The following is a 17,304-nucleotide window of genomic DNA, read 5'->3' on the forward strand; positions in this document are numbered from 1 at the left end:
CCGCGTTATCCCCGGCAACAAGCAAATCGAAGGGACAGCACACACCATGCCAGTGAGCCTCTCCAAGGGTGGCAACGTCTCGCTGACCAAGGAGGCCCCCGGCCTGACCGCGGTCACCGTCGGCCTCGGCTGGGACGTCCGCACCACGACCGGTGCCGAGTTCGACCTGGACGCCAGCGCGATCGTGCTGAACGCGGACGGCAAGGTGCTGTCCAACAGCCACTTCGTCTTCTTCAACAACACCAGCACGCCGGACAACACCGTCGTCCACACCGGTGACAACCGCACCGGCGAGGGCGCCGGCGACGACGAGGCGATCAACGTCAACCTCGCCTCGCTGCCGGCCGAGGCCGCCCGGATCACCTTCCCGGTCTCGATCTACGACGCCGTCGCCCGGTCGCAGAACTTCGGCCAGGTCCGCAACGCCTACATCCGCGTGGTGAACTCCGCCGGCGGTGCCGAGATCGCCCGCTACGACCTCTCCGAGGACGCCGCCACCGAGACCGCCATGATCTTCGGCGAGCTCTACCGCAACGGCGCCGAGTGGAAGTTCCGCGCGGTCGGCCAGGGCTACGCCTCCGGCCTGGCCGGCATCGCCCAGGACTTCGGCGTGCAGATCTGACGCTCCCGCACCCGCGGGCCGTCCGGCGCCCGTCCCGCCACCCGGCGGGGCGGGCGCCGCGCCGTTCCCGGGCCCGCCGCACCCGCGCGCTGCCACGGCGCGCGGCGGGGCGCGGCGGGGGCGCCTCCTAGCGCGAGGCGCGCAGTTCGGGGACCTCGATCTGCTCGGTCTCGTCGTGCGGGGTCAGGTCGACCACCTCGGGGGCGTCCTCGCCGACCTGCGGCAGCAGCCGGGTCTCCGCCGCCGCCTGCGCCGAGGCCCGCTCCTGCTCCCGGGTCTGCTCCAGCGCCTGGGCCGCGACCGCCTCGTCGCCGACCACGTCCGCCAGGTCCGCCCGCTCGCCGAGCTCGGCGACGCTGCGCACGGCCGGCGACGGCGCCGCCGCGCGGACCGCCGCGCCGGAGCCCCGGCCGAAGAAGCTGAAGCCCTGCGGGCGCGCGGCCGGGGCGGCCGCCGGGCGCGGACGCTGCCGCTCGGCCGGCCGCACGGCCGGCGTGGCCGGCCCGGCGGGAGCCCCGCCGAGCTGCCCGACGGTCGCCGTCAGCACCGGCCGCACCGGGGCCGCGGGGGCGTCCGGAGCGGCCGCGGAGGGCGCCGCACCGGGCTCGGGCACCGAGGGCGCGGCCGGCGCCGGAACCGCCGTCGTGACCCGCCGGGGCGCCGACGCGGACGTCGTCGCGGGCGCCGTCCGCGCGCGCAGCGCGACCTCCGCGCCCGCCGCACGCTCCGCCTCCCGCCGGGCGTCCTGCTCCCGCTGCGCCTGCTGCTGCGCGGCGCGCCGCTCCAGCTGCCGCAGCACGGCCGCGGCGCGGACGTACGCGGCCGGGCTGGCCGGGTGCTTGGGCCGGCTCGCGGCGAGCGCCCGCTGGGCCGCCTCGGCCTCCTTGAGCGCCTGCTCGGCGACCGTCACCGCGCGTTCCTTGAGCAGCCGGGCGATCTCCGTCTCGGCCTTCGCCAGCCGGGACTTCTCGGCGGTCAGCCGCCGTCCGAACCGGGTCGCCCGCTCCTCGGCCACCTCGGCCGCGTACTCGGCCTCGGCGAGCTGCTCCTCGAAGCGCTCCTCGGACCGCAGCCGCTGCGCCGCGGAGACCTCGGCCGCCGCCCGCGCGGCCCGGTCGCGCTGACGCAGCAGGACGGCGAACCCGAGCGTGGCGAGCACCGCGGCCGCGCCCACCGAACGGACCAGCACGGTGTCCTGACTGAAAAGCAACGCCCCCAGCGCGGCGACGATGAGCACGCCGGCGGCGGTGGGGGGAAAGACCCGGCCGAGGACGGAGGAATGACGGTGGCGTCCGCGAGACATGCTCAAGAAACTAGCGTGCGAATTGGGGCCGTGTCAGCCCAGGGTCCGGTTCGGCCCTTGACACCGCACCGGCTTTACCGGACGCATCCGGAAAATCACGCAAGATCACCGGAAAAGCACTGGTCAGCGATGCGTGGCCGCCGGCCCGTGGCCACCGGGGTCGTCGTGGTTCTCCGGCAGCCGGCAGACGTGCTGCAGCCAGAGCGCCGCCGCGATCACGGCCGCGCCGGCCAGGACCGCGAAGCCCGCGGTGATTGCCTGGTCCTTGCGGGCCGGCACGTCCAGCTCGCCCAGCAGGTAGATCCCGGCGCCCGCGTAGATCCCGGTGACCACCGCCGAGACCAGCGCGCTGGCCTGCCCGAGCACCACCGCCCGGGCCGCGCCCAGCGGGTCCACCCGCTTCGCCCCGGGCTGCCGCTCGCGCGCCGCCTTCAGCCGCGAGCGCAGCGAGAGCGCGGTCGCGAGCAGGATCACCGCCACCGCGGCCAGCACCACCGGCGCCGCGCCCGGCACCGCGGGCAGCGTGTCCAGGGAGGCCCACAGCTTGGCGCCGGCCCAGGACAGCGCCGTCGTGGCGGCCGTGATGCCGATCAGCAGACGGAGGCGAAGCAGCTTCACTCGGACGAGGTCCTTTCCCGGGCGGCGGGTACGACGGCGTCAGGCCACCGTACCGGGCCCCGGCCCGAGGGGTCCCGGACCGGGGCGGACACCCATGGGTACGGCCGGCGGCCCCGCACGAGTTCCCGGCCCGCGCGGACGGGGCCGTCCGCGAACAGCGGCGGCGGGGCCTACTCCGGCAGCGTCAGCCGGATGTCGTCGCGCCGCCGCACGCCCTGGGCGTCCGGGCCGCCGAGCGCCTCCAGCAGCCCGGACACCGGCCCGTGCCCGGGCAGCTCGGCGTCCGGCTGGGCGTCCAGCCACGGGGCGAGCACGAAGGCCCGCTCGTGCGAGCGCGGGTGCGGCAGCAGCAGCTGGGGGTCCTCGCTGACGACGCCCTCGTAGGCCAGGATGTCGACGTCCAGGGTGCGCGGGCCCCAGTGCACGGTGCGCACCCGGCCGAAGGCGTCCTCGATCGCGTTGCCGCGCTCCAGCAGGTCGCGCGGCGGCAGCGAGGTGCGCAGCACCACGACCGCGTTGTAGTAGGCGGGCTGCTCGGCGGGGCCGCCCACGGCCTCCGTCTCGTACACCGCGGAGACGGCCTTGATCTTGAGCCCGGGCGTGTCGGCGAGGGCGTCCACGGCCCCCTGGAGGGTGTCCAGGCGGTTGCCGAGGTTGGAGCCGAGGGCGATCACGGCGAAGCGCTGGCTGTGCAGGGTGGTGTCCACCGAGTCCACCCGCTGCTCCAGGTCGAAGGCGCTCGGCGCGGCGGTCGGGTCACTTGTGGTCATCGGACTTCCCCTCGGGCTGGGACGGGCGCTGCGGCGGGCACCGGACGGACGGTGCGGGTCATCCGCGGGTCCGGTGGATGGTCACGGTCACGTCGTCGAACGGCACGGTGATCGGGGCGTCCGGCTTGTGCACGGTCACCTCGACCTCCTCCACCGGCTCGTGCTTCAGGCACTGGTCCGCGATCCGCTGGGCCAGGGTCTCGATCAGCTCGACCGGCTCGCCGGCGATGATCGCGGTGACCTCCTCGGCCACCATGCCGTAGTGCGCCGTGCGGGTCAGGTCGTCGCTCGCGGCGGCCGGGCGGGTGTCCAGGTACAGCACCAGGTCGACCACGAAGGTCTGGCCCTCGGCCCGCTCGCGCTCGAAGACGCCGTGGTGGCCACGGGCGCGCAGGCCCCGCAGGGTGACGCGGTCCAGCAAACGAATCACTGCTCCCAGTCGGACGGGCCCCGCCCCGGAGGAGGGAGGCGAACAGGGCGGAGACGGACGTCGCGCCCGCCGCTGACCTTTTCGAATCTACCCGCGCGCGCCGACAACACCCGACCGTCCTACCCGGCACGAACCGTCGCCACGCGCACCGGAATGGCGATTGACGTGAACGTTCGGTGACCTGCCGGGAATTCCCCGGCCGCCGGCCGGTGACGTTTTCCCGCGATTTCCCGCCGGGGCCCGGAATCAGTCCTCGTCGTCCTCGTCGGCGCTGGTCAGAACGGGTGAACCGTGGTGCGACCACAGTTTCCACCCGGCCGGAGTGCGCCGGAAGAGATTGGTCGACACGACCTTTCCGCCGACCAGCGGCCCGAGCTCGCCCTCCTGTTCGGCCTCGCCGCCGGAAAGGATGTTCTCGGTGCACGTGACAAGGGCCACATCGCCGTGCACCTCCGCCTCCTCGTCGGTGAGGATGAACTGGATGTACTCGGTGTTCGCCATGATCAGCATGTACGAACGGGTCACCTGGGCCCGCCCGCGCAGCACCGGCCACCCCGGGTGGACGCAGACCACGCCCCCCTTGTCGTCCGCCTCGCCGGCGCCCAGCCAGGCGTCCTCGACCGCCGCGAGGTCGCCGGTCTCCAGCGCCTCGTAGAGCGCCCGGTTGGCGGCCAGGACCGCCTCGCGGTCCGCGCCGCCGGCCCGTCGGCCCGCCGTCTCCCCGCTCAACCTGCCGTCACCCGCCATGACCCTCCCGTCTTCGCCTACCGCTCACCCCTGCCCGGCCGCACGCTGCCAGGCCGCGACGACCCGGACGGCGTCCGCCGTGCCGGACACGTCGTGCACCCGCACCGCCCACGCGCCGGCCCGGGCCGACAGCACCGACACCGCGGCGGTCGCGTCGTCGCGCTCCCGCGCCGGGCGCAGCTCCCCGGTTTCCGGGTCGGCGAGCAGCGTACCCAGGAACCGCTTGCGCGATGCGGCGACCAGGACGGGCCGGCCGAGCGCGGTGAGCGCGTCGAGCCGGCCGAGCAGCGCCCAGTTGTGCGCGGAGGTCTTGGCGAAGCCGAGCCCCGGGTCGAGGATCAGCTGGTCCTCCTTGACGCCGGCGGCCAGCAGCGCCTCGACCCGGGCGCCCAGCTCGCCCACCACGTCGGCGACCACGTCGTCGTAGACGGCCAGCCGGTCCATGTCGGCGGACTGCCCGCGCCAGTGCATCACCACGAACGGCGCGCCGGTCTCCGCCACCACCCGGGCCATCGCCGGGTCGGCCAGGCCGCCGGAGACGTCGTTGACGACCAGCGCGCCCGCCTCGACGGCCCGCTCGGCCACCGAGGCCCGCATGGTGTCGACGGAGACCGCCACCCCGGCGGCGGCCAGCTCGCGCACCACCGGGACGACCCGGCGCAGCTCCTCCTCCTCGGGGACGCGCTGCGAGCCGGGGCGGGTGGACTCGCCGCCGACGTCGACCAGGTCGGCGCCCCGGGCGCGCAGGGCGAGCCCGTGGGCGATCGCCTTGGCGGGGTCGTGCCACAGCCCGCCGTCCGAGAAGGAGTCGGGGGTCACGTTGACCACGCCCATGACGGCGCAGCGGTCCAGCCGCGGCAGTCCGGGCGGCAGCGAGAAGGGCACCGAATTGCTCATACCCCCATTATCCGACCGCCCCCCGCGGCCGCCCGGCCCCCACCCCCGGGAAACGGCCGGCCCCCGCCGGGGAGCGTCCTCGACGGGGGCCGGCGGCGCTGCCGCACGGGTGCTCAGGCGGCCTCGCCGACCGCCTGGCGGGTGCTCTCCGGCATCAGGCCCTGGCGCTGCGGCTTGCGGCCGAAGCGGGGCATGCCCAGGGTGATGAAGGCCTCCGCCTGCATCGCGGCGAAGCCGATCCGCGGCAGGTCGCGGTTGTTCGGGAAGACCAGGAACCGGGGCTCCCACTCCGGCTGGAACTTCGCGTTGAACTTGTACAGCGACTCGATCTGGAACCAGCGCGACAGGAACACCAGCAGCCCGCGCCAGGCCCGCAGCACCGGCCCGGCGCCGATCCGCTCGCCGCGCGCCAGCGCCGAGCGGAACATCGCGAAGTTGAGCGACACCCGGCGCACCCCCATCGCCGGGACGGCCTGCAGGGCGGCGACGATGAGCAGCTCGTTGAGGCCCGGGTCGGCCGCCCGGTCACGGCGCATCAGCTCCAGCGAGATGCCGTCCGCGCCCCAGGGCACGAAGTGCAGCACGGCCTTGAGGTCGTCGCCGCCCTCGCCCTCCTCGGGCGCCTTGTGGGCGGTGACCACCACGCAGTCGTCGTCGCCCGGGTCGCCGAAGCGGCCGAGCGCCATCGAGAAGCCGCGCTCGGTGTCGGTGCCGCGCCAGCGGGCGGCGGCGTCGGCGATCCGCTGCTTCTCCTCCCGGGTCAGCTCGGCGACCCGGCGGACCCGGCAGGAGTAGCCGTTGCGCTCGATCCGCTTGACCATCTGGCGGACGTTGCGCATGGCCCGCCCGGCCAGCGAGAAGGTCGCGGTGTCGACGATCGCCTCGTCGCCCAGCTCCAGCGCGTCCAGCCCCGCCTCGCGGGTCCAGACCTCGCCGCCGACCTCGCTGCAGCCCATCACGGCCGGCACCCAGGCGTGCTCGCGGGCCTCCGCCATGAACACCTTGATCGCGCCGGGCCAGGCCTCGACGTCGCCGACCGGGTCCCCGGAGGCGAGCATGACGCCGGAGACCACCCGGTAGGAGATCGCCGCCTTGCCGGTGGGCGAGAACAGCACGCTCTTGTCCCGGCGCAGCGCGAAGTAGCCGAGCGAGTCCCGCTCGCCGTGCCGCTCCAGCAGCGCGCGGACCTTCTCCTCGTCCTCGGCGGTCAGCTCCGGCTTCGGCTTCTCCGGCCGCAGCGCCAGGTAGGTGGTGGTGAGGGCGGTGATCAGGCCCATCGCGCCGAGCAGGTAGCCGACCAGGTCCTCGATCCGGTCCGCGTTGTAGTGCACCGGGCCCTCGAAGCCGAACAGCCCGTAGACCACGTGCTCCAGCCGCTGGGACAGGCCGGGGTGCCCCAGCTCGTACTTCGTCCGGGTGCTGACGATCAGCAGGCCGAGCACGATGCTGAAGCTGCCCAGTACGACCAGGTTGACCACGGCGCGCCAGCGGGTGCGCGGGTCGGCCTTGGCGTAGAACTCGCGCCGGTGGATCAGCACGACCGCGAACAGCACCAGCGAGATGACCGCCGGGCCGAGCTGGTGCCAGCGCAGCAGGTGCAGCGCCGCGCCGACCGGCAGCAGCACGCACACCGCGCGCCAGGCGCGCCGCTTGCGCCGGCGCAGCGCGTGCGCCAGCAGCACCAGCAGCAGGCCGATCATCAGGGTGCCGGCGGCGGCCAGCGTGGTGGTGCCGCCGGGCAGCTGCCCGGCGAAGGTGTGCACCTTGGTGTGCCGCAGCTTGGGGAACACCGCGCTGGCGATGTCCACCAGCCCGATCAGCAGACAGGCGTAGCCGACCGCGCCGGGGAGCCAGGCCCTCGGAACGGCGGCCGCTTGGGTACGAAGCGTCTGCAGGCCGCGACGGCGCAGCGGCTGCTCGGGGCTCGGCTCAACGGACACGGGAACGCTCATGGGGATTCAGCGTAGAGGCTGCGGCGGGGTGTCCGGCCACTCCGGGGTGGGAGCCGTGATGGACCTTCATGCCTTTTCCTTCATCAGGCAATACGCACACCAAGGAACCGGCAACGAAGGGTAAACCGGCGCCCTGGGGGCACTGCGAATTGAGCCGTGGGGTGGGTGCCGGAGCCCCTCACCGCGTGGCGCGACGGGCCCCCGCGTGCGTCCTACGTACGGTGGACGCCGCATTTTAGGGCGTCGGTTGCGTACGCGCGCCGTCGGCCTCCCGGGCCCCTCCCGGCGTCCGGACAGCCTAGCCGCGGTGGCCGGGGCTGACGCACCGCCAGACGATGAAGCCTGCACCGACAGTGTCCCACCGGAAGGCCGACGGTATGGAACTGACCAGCGACGCCCTGATGAACTCGCTGCTTGCCCTGGGATCGGCGGCGCTCGTCGCCACCCTGTGGATCTGGCCCAGGCTGGCCCGGCAGCGCCCGCTGCCGGTGCTCGGCCGGGTCGGCCTGCTGACCGTCACTCAGGCCTCGGTGCTGGCGGTGCTGGCACTCAGCGTCAACAACTCCTTCGGGTTCTACACCTCATGGGACGACCTGCTGAGCCCCGGCGGCACCAAGCTCGCCCTCACCAGCAACGAGAACCACAAGGGCGGCGCCCCGGCCGGCGACGCCCTCCTGGTGCCGACCGACGAGGGCGGCATGGAGGGCGTCGGGGATCTGCCCAAAGGGGCACCCGAGGAGGTCGGCAAGGTCGAGTCGGTCCGGATCACCGGCCAGGAGACCGGACTGTCCGACCAGATGTTCGTCTACCTGCCGCCGGAGTACTTCGACCCGAAGCTGGGCCTGACCCGGTTCCCGGTGATGCTGGCCATCGCCGGCTACCCCGGCACCACGCTCAACCTGATGAAGGACCTGCCGGTCATCCAGACCGCGGCGGAGCTCCAGCGCACCGGGAAGATGCAGCCGGCCATCGTGGTGCTGGCCCGCCCGACCCTCGCCCCGCCGCGCAACACCGAGTGCGTGGACGTCACCGGCGGGCCGCGCACCGAGACCTGGTTCACCAAGGACGTCCCCGACGCGCTGCGCTCCGCCTACCGGATCGGCCGCTCCCCCGCCTCCTGGGGCGTCTTCGGCTACTCCACCGGCGGCAGCTGCGCGCTGCGGCTGGCGATGCGCTTCCCGACCGTCTTCGGCAGCGCGGGCGGGCTGCACGCCGACTTCAAGGTCAACGAGGACCAGTTCACCGGCGGCAGCCTGTTCGGCGGGGACAGGGCGCTGGCCGAGCAGAGCGACCTCGCCTGGCGGCTGCAGAACCTGCCCGCGCCGCCGCTGTCGATGCTGGTGGTCTCCACCCGCAAGGAGGCCGACTACCCGCAGACCGTCCAGTTCGTCGAGCTGGCCCAGCAGGTCGCCGCCGCCAATCCGCAGTTCCAGGCGGAGTCGATGTACCTGGACGACGGCGGCCACAACTTCGAGAGCTGGGTGCGCGAGCTGCCCGCCTCGCTGGAGTGGATGGGCCACCACCTCGGCTGACCCCGGCCCCCGGACGCCTCCGGGGGAGTGAATACCGGCGGGTCGGGCACGGCGCCCGCCGCCGCGGGGGACGTATCTCGACCGCCCCGGCCGAACGACGGCCGGTGCCGTCCCGGATCCGGGCAGGAGGCCCCATGCTCAGCACCCGATCGCTCTTCGACCAGATCTACCGGAACGACGAGGCCTACCAGCTGTTCTGCAGCATCGCCGCCGGCGGTGAGGACCAGGGCGGGTGGGAGAACGAGCGGATCACCGAGCTCACCCGCGACCCGGTGCTCGCTCCGAAGGTCGCCCGGCACGGCGCCGACGAGCGCAAACACGGCCGGATCTTCACCCAGCTGCTCCACAAGCGCGGCCTGCCGAAGGTCGAGGTGCCCGCCGAGGCCGACTACTGCATGCTGCTGGAGCGCCAGGGCGTCGGCCTCGCCCACGAGCGGCTGACCAGCGGGATCCCGCTGACCGACCGCGAGATCATCACCTACCTGGCGCACAGCCGGGTCACCGAGCAGCGCGCGGCCGAGCAGATGCGCCAGCTCGTCAAGGTGTACGGGGACAACCCCGACCTCGGCCGGGCGATGCGGCTGATCTCGGCCGACGAGGACAACCACCTCGCCTACTGCCACGAGGAGCTGCTGCGGCTGGCCGCCGAGGGCCACGGGCCGTACATCCGGCACGTGCTGGAGACCAGCGCCCGCGGCGAGATCCGCACCCACCGGGACGTCGGCCTCGCGGTGACGTCCCGGATGGCGCGGATCCTGCGCTGGCCGCGCTGGCAGCTGGCCGTGGTCTCGGCCGGCGTGCACGCGCTCTACCTGTACGACCTGCTGTACGGCTGGCGGCGGATGGTGCGGCTGAGGATGCCCGCGCGCCGCAACGCGCTGGGCACCCCGGCCCCGCCGCACACCGAGACCGAGCGCGGGCACGAGCCCGAGCGGGACCCGGTCAGCGACCGATGATCAGGCTCATCGCCTCGGCCCGGGTGGCCGGGTCGCGCAGCTGGCCGCGCACGCAAGAGGTGATCGTCTTGGCGCCGGGCTTGCGGATGCCGCGCATCGACATGCACATGTGCTCGCACTCGACCACGACGATCGCCCCGCGCGGCTCCAGGATCCGCATCAGCGCGTCGGCGACCTGGCTGGTGAGGCGCTCCTGCACCTGCGGCCGGCGGGCGTAGACGTCGACCAGCCGGGCCAGCTTGGAGAGGCCGGTGATCTTGCCGCTGGTGGACGGGATGTAGCCGACGTGCGCGACGCCCCGGAAGGGCACCAGGTGGTGTTCGCAGACCGAGGTCAGCTCGATGTCCTTGACCAGCACCATCTCGTCGTGGCCGAGGTCGAAGGTGGTGGTCAGGACGTCCTCGGGCTCCTGCCAGAGGCCCGCGAATATCTCCTTGTAGGCGCGGGCCACCCGGGCCGGCGTCTCCAGCAGGCCCTCGCGGTCCGGGTCCTCGCCGACGGCCAGCAGCAGTTCGCGGATGGCGTTCTCGGCCCGCTTCTGGTCGAAGGTGCCGACGGCGGGCGAACCGTCGAGCGTCACCGGGTCGATCATGCGGGCCTCGCTAACTGGTTGACGAACAAGGGTTGAACAGCACGGATGCCGCGCCTCCAGGGTACAAACCCCGGTGACGCGGCATCCATTCCGTCGGGTGTCCGAGCTTCCCGTCAGCCCTCGGCGGGCGGGTCGACCGGCAGCGGCGGGAGCTTCACCACGTCGGCCGGGGCGGACTCGGTGGTGGCGGTGGCGCCGTTGGTGAGCGCCAGCTCCTTGGGCGACTGCACCGGCGGGCGGGTGGACGGCGTCCGGCGGGCGGAGCCGGTCCACGCCGGACGGGCCGGGCGCTTGACGATCGGGGCGAAGATCTCGGCGATCTGCTCCTTGTTCAGGGTCTCCTTCTCCAGGAGCTCCAGAACGAGGTTGTCGAGCACGTCGCGGTTCTCGACCAGGATCTCCCAGGCCTCGTTGTGCGCGGCCTCGATGAGCTTCTTGACCTCTTCGTCGACCAGCCCGGCGACCTCTTCCGAGTAGTCGCGCTGGTGACCCATCTCGCGGCCCAGGAACGGCTCCGAGTTGTCGCTGCCGAACTTGATCGCGCCCAGCCGCTCGGTCATGCCGTACTGGGTGACCATGGCCCGCGCGGTGGCGGTGGCCTTCTCGATGTCGTTCGAGGCACCGGTGGTCGGGTCGTGGAAGACCAGCTCCTCCGCCGCGCGCCCGCCCAGCATGTACGCCAGCTGGTCGAGCATCTCGTTGCGGGTGGTGGAGTACTTGTCCTCGTCCGGCAGCACCATGGTGTAGCCGAGGGCCCGGCCGCGGGACAGGATGGTGATCTTGTGCACCGGGTCGCTGTACTGGCAGGCCGCCGCGACCAGGGCGTGACCGCCCTCGTGGTACGCGGTGATCTTCTTCTCCTTGTCGGACATGATCCGCGTGCGCTTCTGCGGACCGGCCACGACGCGGTCGATCGCCTCGTCCAGGATGTTGTTGTCGATCAGCTTCTTGTCCGAGCGGGCGGTCAGCAGCGCCGCCTCGTTCAGGACGTTCGACAGATCGGCACCGGTGAAGCCGGGGGTGCGCTTGGCGACGGCCGAGAGGTCGACGTCGGGCGCGATCGGCTTGCCCTTCTGGTGCACCTTGAGGATGTCCAGACGGCCCTGGAGGTCGGGGCGCTCGACCGCGATCTGGCGGTCGAAGCGGCCCGGGCGCAGCAGCGCCGGGTCCAGGATGTCCGGGCGGTTGGTGGCGGCGATCAGGATGACGCCGCCCTTGACGTCGAAGCCGTCCATCTCGACCAGCAGCTGGTTGAGGGTCTGCTCGCGCTCGTCGTGACCGCCGCCGAGGCCCGCGCCGCGGTGCCGGCCGACGGCGTCGATCTCGTCGACGAAGACGATCGCCGGGGCGTTCGCCTTGGCCTGCTCGAAGAGGTCGCGGACGCGGCTGGCGCCGACACCGACGAACATCTCGACGAAGTCCGAGCCGGAGATCGAGTAGAACGGCACCCCGGCCTCGCCCGCGACGGCGCGCGCCAGCAGGGTCTTGCCGGTGCCGGGCGGGCCGTAGAGCAGCACGCCCTTGGGGATCTTGGCGCCGACCGCCTGGAACTTGGCCGGCTCCTGGAGGAACTCCTTGATCTCGTGGAGCTCCTCGACCGCCTCGTCGGCGCCCGCGACGTCGGCGAAGGTGGTCTTCGGGGTGTCCTTGGTGAGCAGCTTCGCCTTCGACTTGCCGAACTGCATGACGCGCGAGCCGCCGCCCTGCATCTGGTTCATCAGGAAGAGGAAGACCAGCACGATGATCACAATGGGCAGCATCGACAGCAGCAGGCTGACGAGGGTGCTCTGCTTCTCCGGGCTGATGGTGTAGCCCTCGGAGAGCGTGCTCTGGTCGTTGTCGTTGATCTGGGCCTGCAGCTTGTCGGCGATCGCAACACCCTGGTCGCCGATGTACGAGGCCTGGAACTTGCTGCCGGACTGCGGCTTGCCGGTGCCCACGGCGGGCAGCTTGGCGCCGTCCTTCAGCTGGATCTTGATGGTGTTCGAGTCACCTGTGGTGATCTGCGCCGACTTGACCTGCTTCGCGTCGATCGCCGCGACGACCTGCCCGGTGTCCACCGTCTTGTAGCCGTTCGAGTCCGAAACGACCTGCATCAGCACGACGACGGCGAGGACGGCCAGCACGATCCACATGATCGGCGCACGGAAGTATCGCTTGACGTCCATCCATGCGGGGCGTTGCCGCCCCGTCCCTCCTGCCACTCAACGGCGCCGCGGGGCTGTGGGCCGCCGGCGCATTCGGTCAGTGCTCATGTGAAGAGCGGTTTTATTGGACCGTACCGCAGTGCGACCCCCACGTGGCGGGAGCAGCGCGATACGACGTTCTTCTATGGTCCCCCGGATCCAACGGGCGGGAACAGGCTCCTGTTCCCGTCCGTCGTCCGAACGGGTCTCAGCCGCCGTAGACGTGCGGCGCGAGGGTGCCGATGAACGGCAGGTTGCGCAGCTTCTCCGCGTAGTCGAGGCCGTAGCCGACGACGAACTCGTTGGGGATGTCGAAGCCCACGTACTTGACGTCGATCTCGACCTTCGCCGCGTCCGGCTTGCGCAGCAGGGCGCAGACCTCCAGGGAGGCCGGACCGCGCGAGCTCAGGTTGCCGAGCAGCCAGGACAGGGTCAGGCCGGAGTCGATGATGTCCTCGACGATCAGGACGTCACGGCCGGCGATGTCGGTGTCGAGGTCCTTCAGGATCCGCACCACGCCGGAGGACTTGGTGCCCATCCCGTAGGAGGAGACGGCCATCCAGTCCATGGTCACCTGCGAGTGCAGGGTGCGGGCGAGATCCGCCATGACCATCACGGCCCCCTTGAGGACGCCGACGATCAGCAGGTCCTTCCCTGCGTAGTCCCGGTCGATGCGCTCGGCCAGCTCCAGGAGCTTGGCGTCGATCTCGTCCTTGCTGATGAGCACCTTCGCGAGGTCAGCGCCCATGTCGTTCTGGTCCACCGGGGATACGTCCTCAAACGTGTCGGGGTATGGATGGCCGGCGGCCGGCTCCCCCGGGGCATGCCCGCCCGTCAGTCGCCCTGTCGCCGAAAGACCAGCGTGCCACACCGCCGGGTCGCTTCGACGCCCCCGGGTAGGTGCAGCGGCCCCTGGCCGCGCCATCCGGTGACGAGCAGGTCGATCGTTTCGAGGTGCCGGGCGAACAGGTCCCCCGCCGGACAGCCCGCCCGCAGCGCGGCCCGGCGCAGCACCCGGCGGCGCACCGCGGGGGGCAGTTCGGCCAGCTTGCCGGCGTCCAGGGCGCCGTCGCCCGCGCGGAGGTCGCGCTCCGCCAGCGCGGCCCACTGGTCGAGCGCGTCGGCGTCGTCGCGGAACAGCCGGGCGGTGCGGGCGAGCGCCTCCACCACGCCGCCGCCCAGGTGCTTCTCCAGCACCGGCAGCACCTCGTGGCGGACCCGGGAGCGGGTGTAGGCCGGGTCGCAGTTGTGCGGGTCGTCCCAGACCGGGATCGCCTGGGCGGAGCAGGCCTGCCGGGTGGCGGCCCGGTCCAGCTCCAGCAGCGGGCGGCGGTAGCGGCCCTTCTGGGCCGGCATGCCGGCCAGCGAGCGGGAGCCCGAGCCGCGGGCCAGGCCCAGCAGCACGGTCTCGGCCTGGTCGTCACGGGTGTGCCCGAGCAGGACGGCGAGCGCGGCGTGCCGCTCGGCGGCCTCGTCCAGCGCGGCGTAGCGGGCGTCCCGGGCGGCGGCCTCGGGCCCGCCCTCGCGGCCGACCCGCACGGCGACCGCCTCGACCGGGTCCAGGCCGAGCTCGCGCAGCCGGCCGGCGACCTGGGCGGCGCGGTCGGCGGAGCCCGGCTGCAGGCCGTGGTCGACGGTGACGGCGCCGACCCGCAAGCCGATCTTGGGGGCCTCGAAGGCGGCCGCGATGGCGAGCGCCATGGAGTCCGCGCCGCCGCTGACGGCGACCAGGACCAGCGGCGAGCCGGGCGCGGCGGGGGTGCGGGGCAGCCCGGACGGGTGGCGGTGGGCGTTGCCGATCAGCGTGGTGCCGACGGCGGCGGGCAGCGCGGCGGCGGCCAGCGGCGCGCCGCCGGTGCGCTCGCGCGGCTGCCGGACGGGCGCGGTGAAGGTGGAACCGGCCTCGGCGGCGAGGTCGGTGAGGGTGCGGCGAACGGCCAGGCGTATCGCGGCGACGGCGGGGTGAGGGCCCACGGCGACGACTCCTCGGCGGAGGGGGGACAGGACGACGGTGGGCGCGGCGGGGGACCGCGCATCTGTGAGCACCCTGTTACCGGGCGCTCACAGATGGTGGCAGAAAGGAGACACCCGCTACGCCACCCGCGCCACCGGTACGACCACCGTCCCACGTTCGGGTGAATGAAGAAACGTATCTTCACCCGCCATGTGCACGACTGGACCACCCGTACGAACGGGTTTGAACCACCGGTTCGCACGTCACCGCGTCACGGGCGGCCCGTCTCAGCGCGCGACGCGGGCCACCCAGGCGGCGGGGTCGTGGATCTCCTCCTTGGTCGGCAGCGTGTTGGGCGAGGTCCAGACCCGGTTGAAGCCCTCCATGCCGACCTGCTCCACCACGCCCCGGACGAACACCGCGCCGTCCTGGTACTGGCGGAGCTTGGCGTCCATACCGAGCAGCCGGCGCAGCACCAGGTCCAACCGGTTGGCGCCGCGGTCCCGGCGCTGCTGGAACTTCTCCCGGATCTCCGCGACGCTCGGCACCACGGCCGGGCCCACGCCGTCCATCACCACGTCCGCGTGCCCCTCCAGCAGGGACATCACGGCGGTCAGCCGGCCGAGGATCTCCCGCTGGGCCGGCGACTGGACGATCTCCAGCAGACCCGCCGAGGAGGTGCCGTCGCCGCGACCGCCGCCGCCCAGGCCCGGCAGCCCCGCGCCCAGCGATCCGGCGGCGTCCCGCAGCCGCTCCAGCAGCGCCCCGGGGTCGACGTCCGTCTCGGCCAGGAAGGACTGCACCTCGGACTGGATGTGGTCGCGCAGCCAGGGCACCGCGGTGAACTGGGTGCGGTGGGTCTCCTCGTGCAGGCAGACCCAGAGCCGGAAATCGGCCGGATCGACGTCCAGCTCCCGCTCCACGTGCACGATGTTCGGCGCCACCAGCAGCAGCCGCCCCGGACCGGGGCCCTCGGGGCCGAGACGCGGCTTGTCGAACAGCGCGGCCGGACTGTCCGGCGCCTCCAGCGAGGGCTCGGCCGGGGCGAAGGTCTCGTACTGGCCGAGCACCTTGGTGGCCAGGAACGCCAGCAGCGCGCCGACCTCGATGCCGGTGGCCTTCTCCCCCACCGTGCCGAACACCGCGGAGGCCGAGCCGGTCGTCCGGCGCGCCTGCAGCTTCTCCACCAGCGGCTGCACGATGGTGCGGAAGCCCGCCACGTTCGCCCGCACCCAGCCGGGCCGGTCCACGATCAGCACCGGGGTCGCGACCGCCTCGGTCAGACTGCTGGACCGCATGCCGGTGAACTCCCGGACGTGCTCCTCGGCCGCCAGGGCGTGCCGGCGCAGTTCGGCGACCACCGCGCCCGCCTCGGCCCGGCTCACCTCCGGCCCCGGCCGCACCAGCCTGGTCGCGGTTGCGACCGCGAGATTCCAGTCGACCATGTCAGCACCGCCGCTCGCGCTCGTCATGCCCTCACCGTACGTGCTCCCGCCCGCCGGGGGGAGCCGGAACGGCCGGTCAATGGCCACCCACCGGGGGGCCGCCGCGGATCCGTCCCCCGGTGCCCGCCGTCCGGGAGGCACCGCCTCACCCACCGCCGGCACGCGGGGCCCTGCGCGACGTCCGCCTCCGCGACCGGAAACCCGTGGCCGCGCGCACACCTGCGCCTCCGCGAGGTGGCACCACTGCGGCGGCCTCACGGCGGCCTCCGGCGCGCGGGGGCCGGCACTCACAACGCCAGGGGCTTCTCCGCGGAGTGCCGCCAAGTCGGTCCGGCATGCGAGCCGTAGCCCGGCCCAGCCGAAGGCGCGCAGATGCCGGGTCACCGCCGCACGCCCACGAGCCCCTGCGCGAGGCGTCCCCAAGGCGGCCGCCTCCAGCACACGAGTCCTGCCCCGGCACCGCCCGAGCCCCACCCCCAACTCGCATCACCCACGCGCCCCCCGCGAGGCTTCGCAAAAGCGGCCGCCTCCGCCACCTGAGCCCCACTCCGCCCCAACACGACCGACTCAGCCGAAAGCGCGCAGATACCGGGTCACCGCCGCACGCCCACGAGCCCCTTGGCGAGGTGCCGCCAAGGCGGCCGCCGTCACCACGCGAGCCCTGCCCCGGCGCCACCCGAGCCCTCCCCGGCGCCGACACCGGCACTCACACCGCCCACGGCCCCTCCGCGGAGTGCCACCGAGGCGGCGGCGTCCAGCACACGAGCCCCACCCTGGCCCAACCCGACCGGCCCAGCCGAGGCGCAGGAGTTCGCCGGCCACCGTCGCATGCCCACGAACCCCTTCGCAGGGTGCCGCCAAGCCAACGCGCGAGCTCTCCTGGAGCCACTGCGCCCGGCCACGCGCGCCTCTGGCCGAACCGGATCCGTGCGCTGCGGCGCCTCCTGGAGGCGCCGCAGCTGATCCGTCCTGGGCCCGGCACGCCCACCCCTACGCGGAACCCCGCCCGACCGGGCGTCCGACCACACGCCGAGGGTCCTCGCAGTGGCACCGCGCCCTGCTCACCCTTGGCTCAGCGGGCCAGGCCCGCCCCGGTCGGTCCGCCAGGGCAAATCGGTCCGCGGCCGGTCGCCGGACTGCCGCTTTCCGCCCAGAGGGCGGGCCAACAGGGATGCCTCGCAGCGGCGAAGCCCGCCCAGCCGAAGGCAGCGGCGAAGCCCGCCCAGCCGAAGGCAGCGGCGAAGCCCGCCCAGCCGAAGGCAGCGGCGAAGCCCGCCCAGCCGAAGGCAGCGGCGAAGCC

Annotated in this window: 16 protein-coding genes; 3 read left to right on the top strand and 13 right to left on the bottom strand. The window is 73.3% G+C overall.

Annotation, left to right across the window (positions count from 1 at the left end; translation table 11 throughout):
* Positions 1-46: 46 nt before the first annotated feature.
* Positions 47-622 (top strand): TerD family protein, encoded by a 576-nt coding sequence (locus ACFVVL_RS10125; RefSeq protein WP_380290715.1) that lies wholly within the window; start codon positions 47-49, stop codon positions 620-622.
* 127 nt (positions 623-749) lie between these two features.
* On the opposite strand, the gene ACFVVL_RS10130 is transcribed toward ACFVVL_RS10125, so the two are convergent.
* From ACFVVL_RS10130 to ACFVVL_RS10160, 7 genes are all read right to left on the bottom strand, one after another.
* Positions 750-1,925: a hypothetical protein gene (locus ACFVVL_RS10130; protein WP_387673070.1), complete on the bottom strand. Its 1,176-nt coding sequence runs from the start codon at positions 1,923-1,925 to the stop codon at positions 750-752.
* A gap of 123 nt (positions 1,926-2,048) precedes the next feature.
* On the bottom strand, positions 2,049-2,543 hold the full coding sequence (locus tag ACFVVL_RS10135; RefSeq protein WP_380295701.1) for a DUF3180 domain-containing protein: 495 nt from the start codon (positions 2,541-2,543) through the stop codon (positions 2,049-2,051).
* Between the two features lie 170 nt (positions 2,544-2,713).
* Positions 2,714-3,313, bottom strand: a complete 600-nt coding sequence (gene folK, locus ACFVVL_RS10140) for a 2-amino-4-hydroxy-6-hydroxymethyldihydropteridine diphosphokinase (protein WP_380295699.1) — start codon at positions 3,311-3,313, stop codon at positions 2,714-2,716.
* Positions 3,314-3,371: 58 nt separating this feature from the next.
* Positions 3,372-3,731 (bottom strand): dihydroneopterin aldolase, encoded by a 360-nt coding sequence (gene folB, locus ACFVVL_RS10145; RefSeq protein WP_380295705.1) that lies wholly within the window; start codon positions 3,729-3,731, stop codon positions 3,372-3,374.
* A 258-nt stretch (positions 3,732-3,989) separates the two neighbouring features.
* Positions 3,990-4,490, bottom strand: a complete 501-nt coding sequence (locus tag ACFVVL_RS10150) for a nuclear transport factor 2 family protein (protein WP_380295698.1) — start codon at positions 4,488-4,490, stop codon at positions 3,990-3,992.
* Between the two features lie 24 nt (positions 4,491-4,514).
* Positions 4,515-5,387 carry a dihydropteroate synthase gene (gene folP / locus ACFVVL_RS10155; RefSeq protein WP_380295696.1) on the bottom strand — a complete coding sequence of 291 codons (873 nt, stop codon included), beginning with the start codon at positions 5,385-5,387 and terminating at the stop codon, positions 4,515-4,517.
* Positions 5,388-5,500: 113 nt separating this feature from the next.
* Positions 5,501-7,339 (bottom strand): phosphatidylglycerol lysyltransferase domain-containing protein, encoded by a 1,839-nt coding sequence (locus ACFVVL_RS10160; RefSeq protein ID WP_380295694.1) that lies wholly within the window; start codon positions 7,337-7,339, stop codon positions 5,501-5,503.
* A 377-nt stretch (positions 7,340-7,716) separates the two neighbouring features.
* On the opposite strand from ACFVVL_RS10160, the gene ACFVVL_RS10165 reads away from it, so the two are divergent.
* Together ACFVVL_RS10165 and ACFVVL_RS10170 are read left to right on the top strand one after the other, a co-directional pair.
* Positions 7,717-8,871, top strand: a complete 1,155-nt coding sequence (locus tag ACFVVL_RS10165) for an alpha/beta hydrolase (RefSeq protein WP_387673076.1) — start codon at positions 7,717-7,719, stop codon at positions 8,869-8,871.
* Between the two features lie 134 nt (positions 8,872-9,005).
* Complete coding sequence (locus ACFVVL_RS10170; RefSeq protein ID WP_387673079.1) at positions 9,006-9,827, top strand: ferritin-like domain-containing protein; 822 nt, start codon at positions 9,006-9,008, stop codon at positions 9,825-9,827.
* On the opposite strand, the gene folE is transcribed toward ACFVVL_RS10170, so the two are convergent.
* From folE to ACFVVL_RS10200, 6 genes are all read right to left on the bottom strand, one after another.
* Complete coding sequence (folE, locus tag ACFVVL_RS10175; protein WP_376096460.1) at positions 9,814-10,419, bottom strand: GTP cyclohydrolase I FolE; 606 nt, start codon at positions 10,417-10,419, stop codon at positions 9,814-9,816. The two genes, ACFVVL_RS10170 and folE, sit on opposite strands and share 14 nt — an antisense overlap.
* 113 nt (positions 10,420-10,532) lie before the next feature.
* Positions 10,533-12,587: an ATP-dependent zinc metalloprotease FtsH gene (ftsH, locus tag ACFVVL_RS10180; RefSeq protein WP_380295688.1), complete on the bottom strand. Its 2,055-nt coding sequence runs from the start codon at positions 12,585-12,587 to the stop codon at positions 10,533-10,535.
* 226 nt (positions 12,588-12,813) lie between these two features.
* Entirely contained in the window at positions 12,814-13,368 is a 555-nt protein-coding gene (gene hpt, locus ACFVVL_RS10185; RefSeq protein ID WP_350553213.1) for a hypoxanthine phosphoribosyltransferase, read from the bottom strand.
* 71 nt (positions 13,369-13,439) lie between these two features.
* Complete coding sequence (gene tilS, locus ACFVVL_RS10190; RefSeq protein WP_380295685.1) at positions 13,440-14,579, bottom strand: tRNA lysidine(34) synthetase TilS; 1,140 nt, start codon at positions 14,577-14,579, stop codon at positions 13,440-13,442.
* A 267-nt stretch (positions 14,580-14,846) separates the two neighbouring features.
* Positions 14,847-16,031 (bottom strand): zinc-dependent metalloprotease, encoded by a 1,185-nt coding sequence (locus tag ACFVVL_RS10195; RefSeq protein WP_380295683.1) that lies wholly within the window; start codon positions 16,029-16,031, stop codon positions 14,847-14,849.
* A gap of 1,045 nt (positions 16,032-17,076) precedes the next feature.
* A partial coding sequence (locus tag ACFVVL_RS10200) for a hypothetical protein (protein WP_387673084.1) occupies positions 17,077-17,304 on the bottom strand: 228 nt, incomplete at its 5' end.

Origin of the sequence: Kitasatospora sp. NPDC058115, assembly GCF_042884635.1 — a bacterium.
Lineage (GTDB): Bacteria > Actinomycetota > Actinomycetes > Streptomycetales > Streptomycetaceae > Kitasatospora.

Bases quoted from the DNA above. Each gene is read 5' to 3' on its own strand.
- folK (WP_380295699.1), bottom strand. From the start codon at position 3,313: ATGACCACAAGTGACCCGACCGCCGCGCCGAGCGCCTTCGACCTGGAG.
- ACFVVL_RS10160 (WP_380295694.1), bottom strand. From the start codon at position 7,339: ATGAGCGTTCCCGTGTCCGTTGAGCCGAGCCCCGAGCAGCCGCTGCGC.
- ftsH (WP_380295688.1), bottom strand. From the start codon at position 12,587: ATGGACGTCAAGCGATACTTCCGTGCGCCGATCATGTGGATCGTGCTG.
- ACFVVL_RS10125 (WP_380290715.1), top strand. From the start codon at position 47: ATGCCAGTGAGCCTCTCCAAGGGTGGCAACGTCTCGCTGACCAAGGAG.
- ACFVVL_RS10195 (WP_380295683.1), bottom strand. From the start codon at position 16,031: ATGACGAGCGCGAGCGGCGGTGCTGACATGGTCGACTGGAATCTCGCG.
- folE (WP_376096460.1), bottom strand. From the start codon at position 10,419: ATGATCGACCCGGTGACGCTCGACGGTTCGCCCGCCGTCGGCACCTTC.
- ACFVVL_RS10170 (WP_387673079.1), top strand. From the start codon at position 9,006: ATGCTCAGCACCCGATCGCTCTTCGACCAGATCTACCGGAACGACGAG.
- ACFVVL_RS10165 (WP_387673076.1), top strand. From the start codon at position 7,717: ATGGAACTGACCAGCGACGCCCTGATGAACTCGCTGCTTGCCCTGGGA.
- ACFVVL_RS10150 (WP_380295698.1), bottom strand. From the start codon at position 4,490: ATGGCGGGTGACGGCAGGTTGAGCGGGGAGACGGCGGGCCGACGGGCC.
- folP (WP_380295696.1), bottom strand. From the start codon at position 5,387: ATGAGCAATTCGGTGCCCTTCTCGCTGCCGCCCGGACTGCCGCGGCTG.
- ACFVVL_RS10130 (WP_387673070.1), bottom strand. From the start codon at position 1,925: ATGTCTCGCGGACGCCACCGTCATTCCTCCGTCCTCGGCCGGGTCTTT.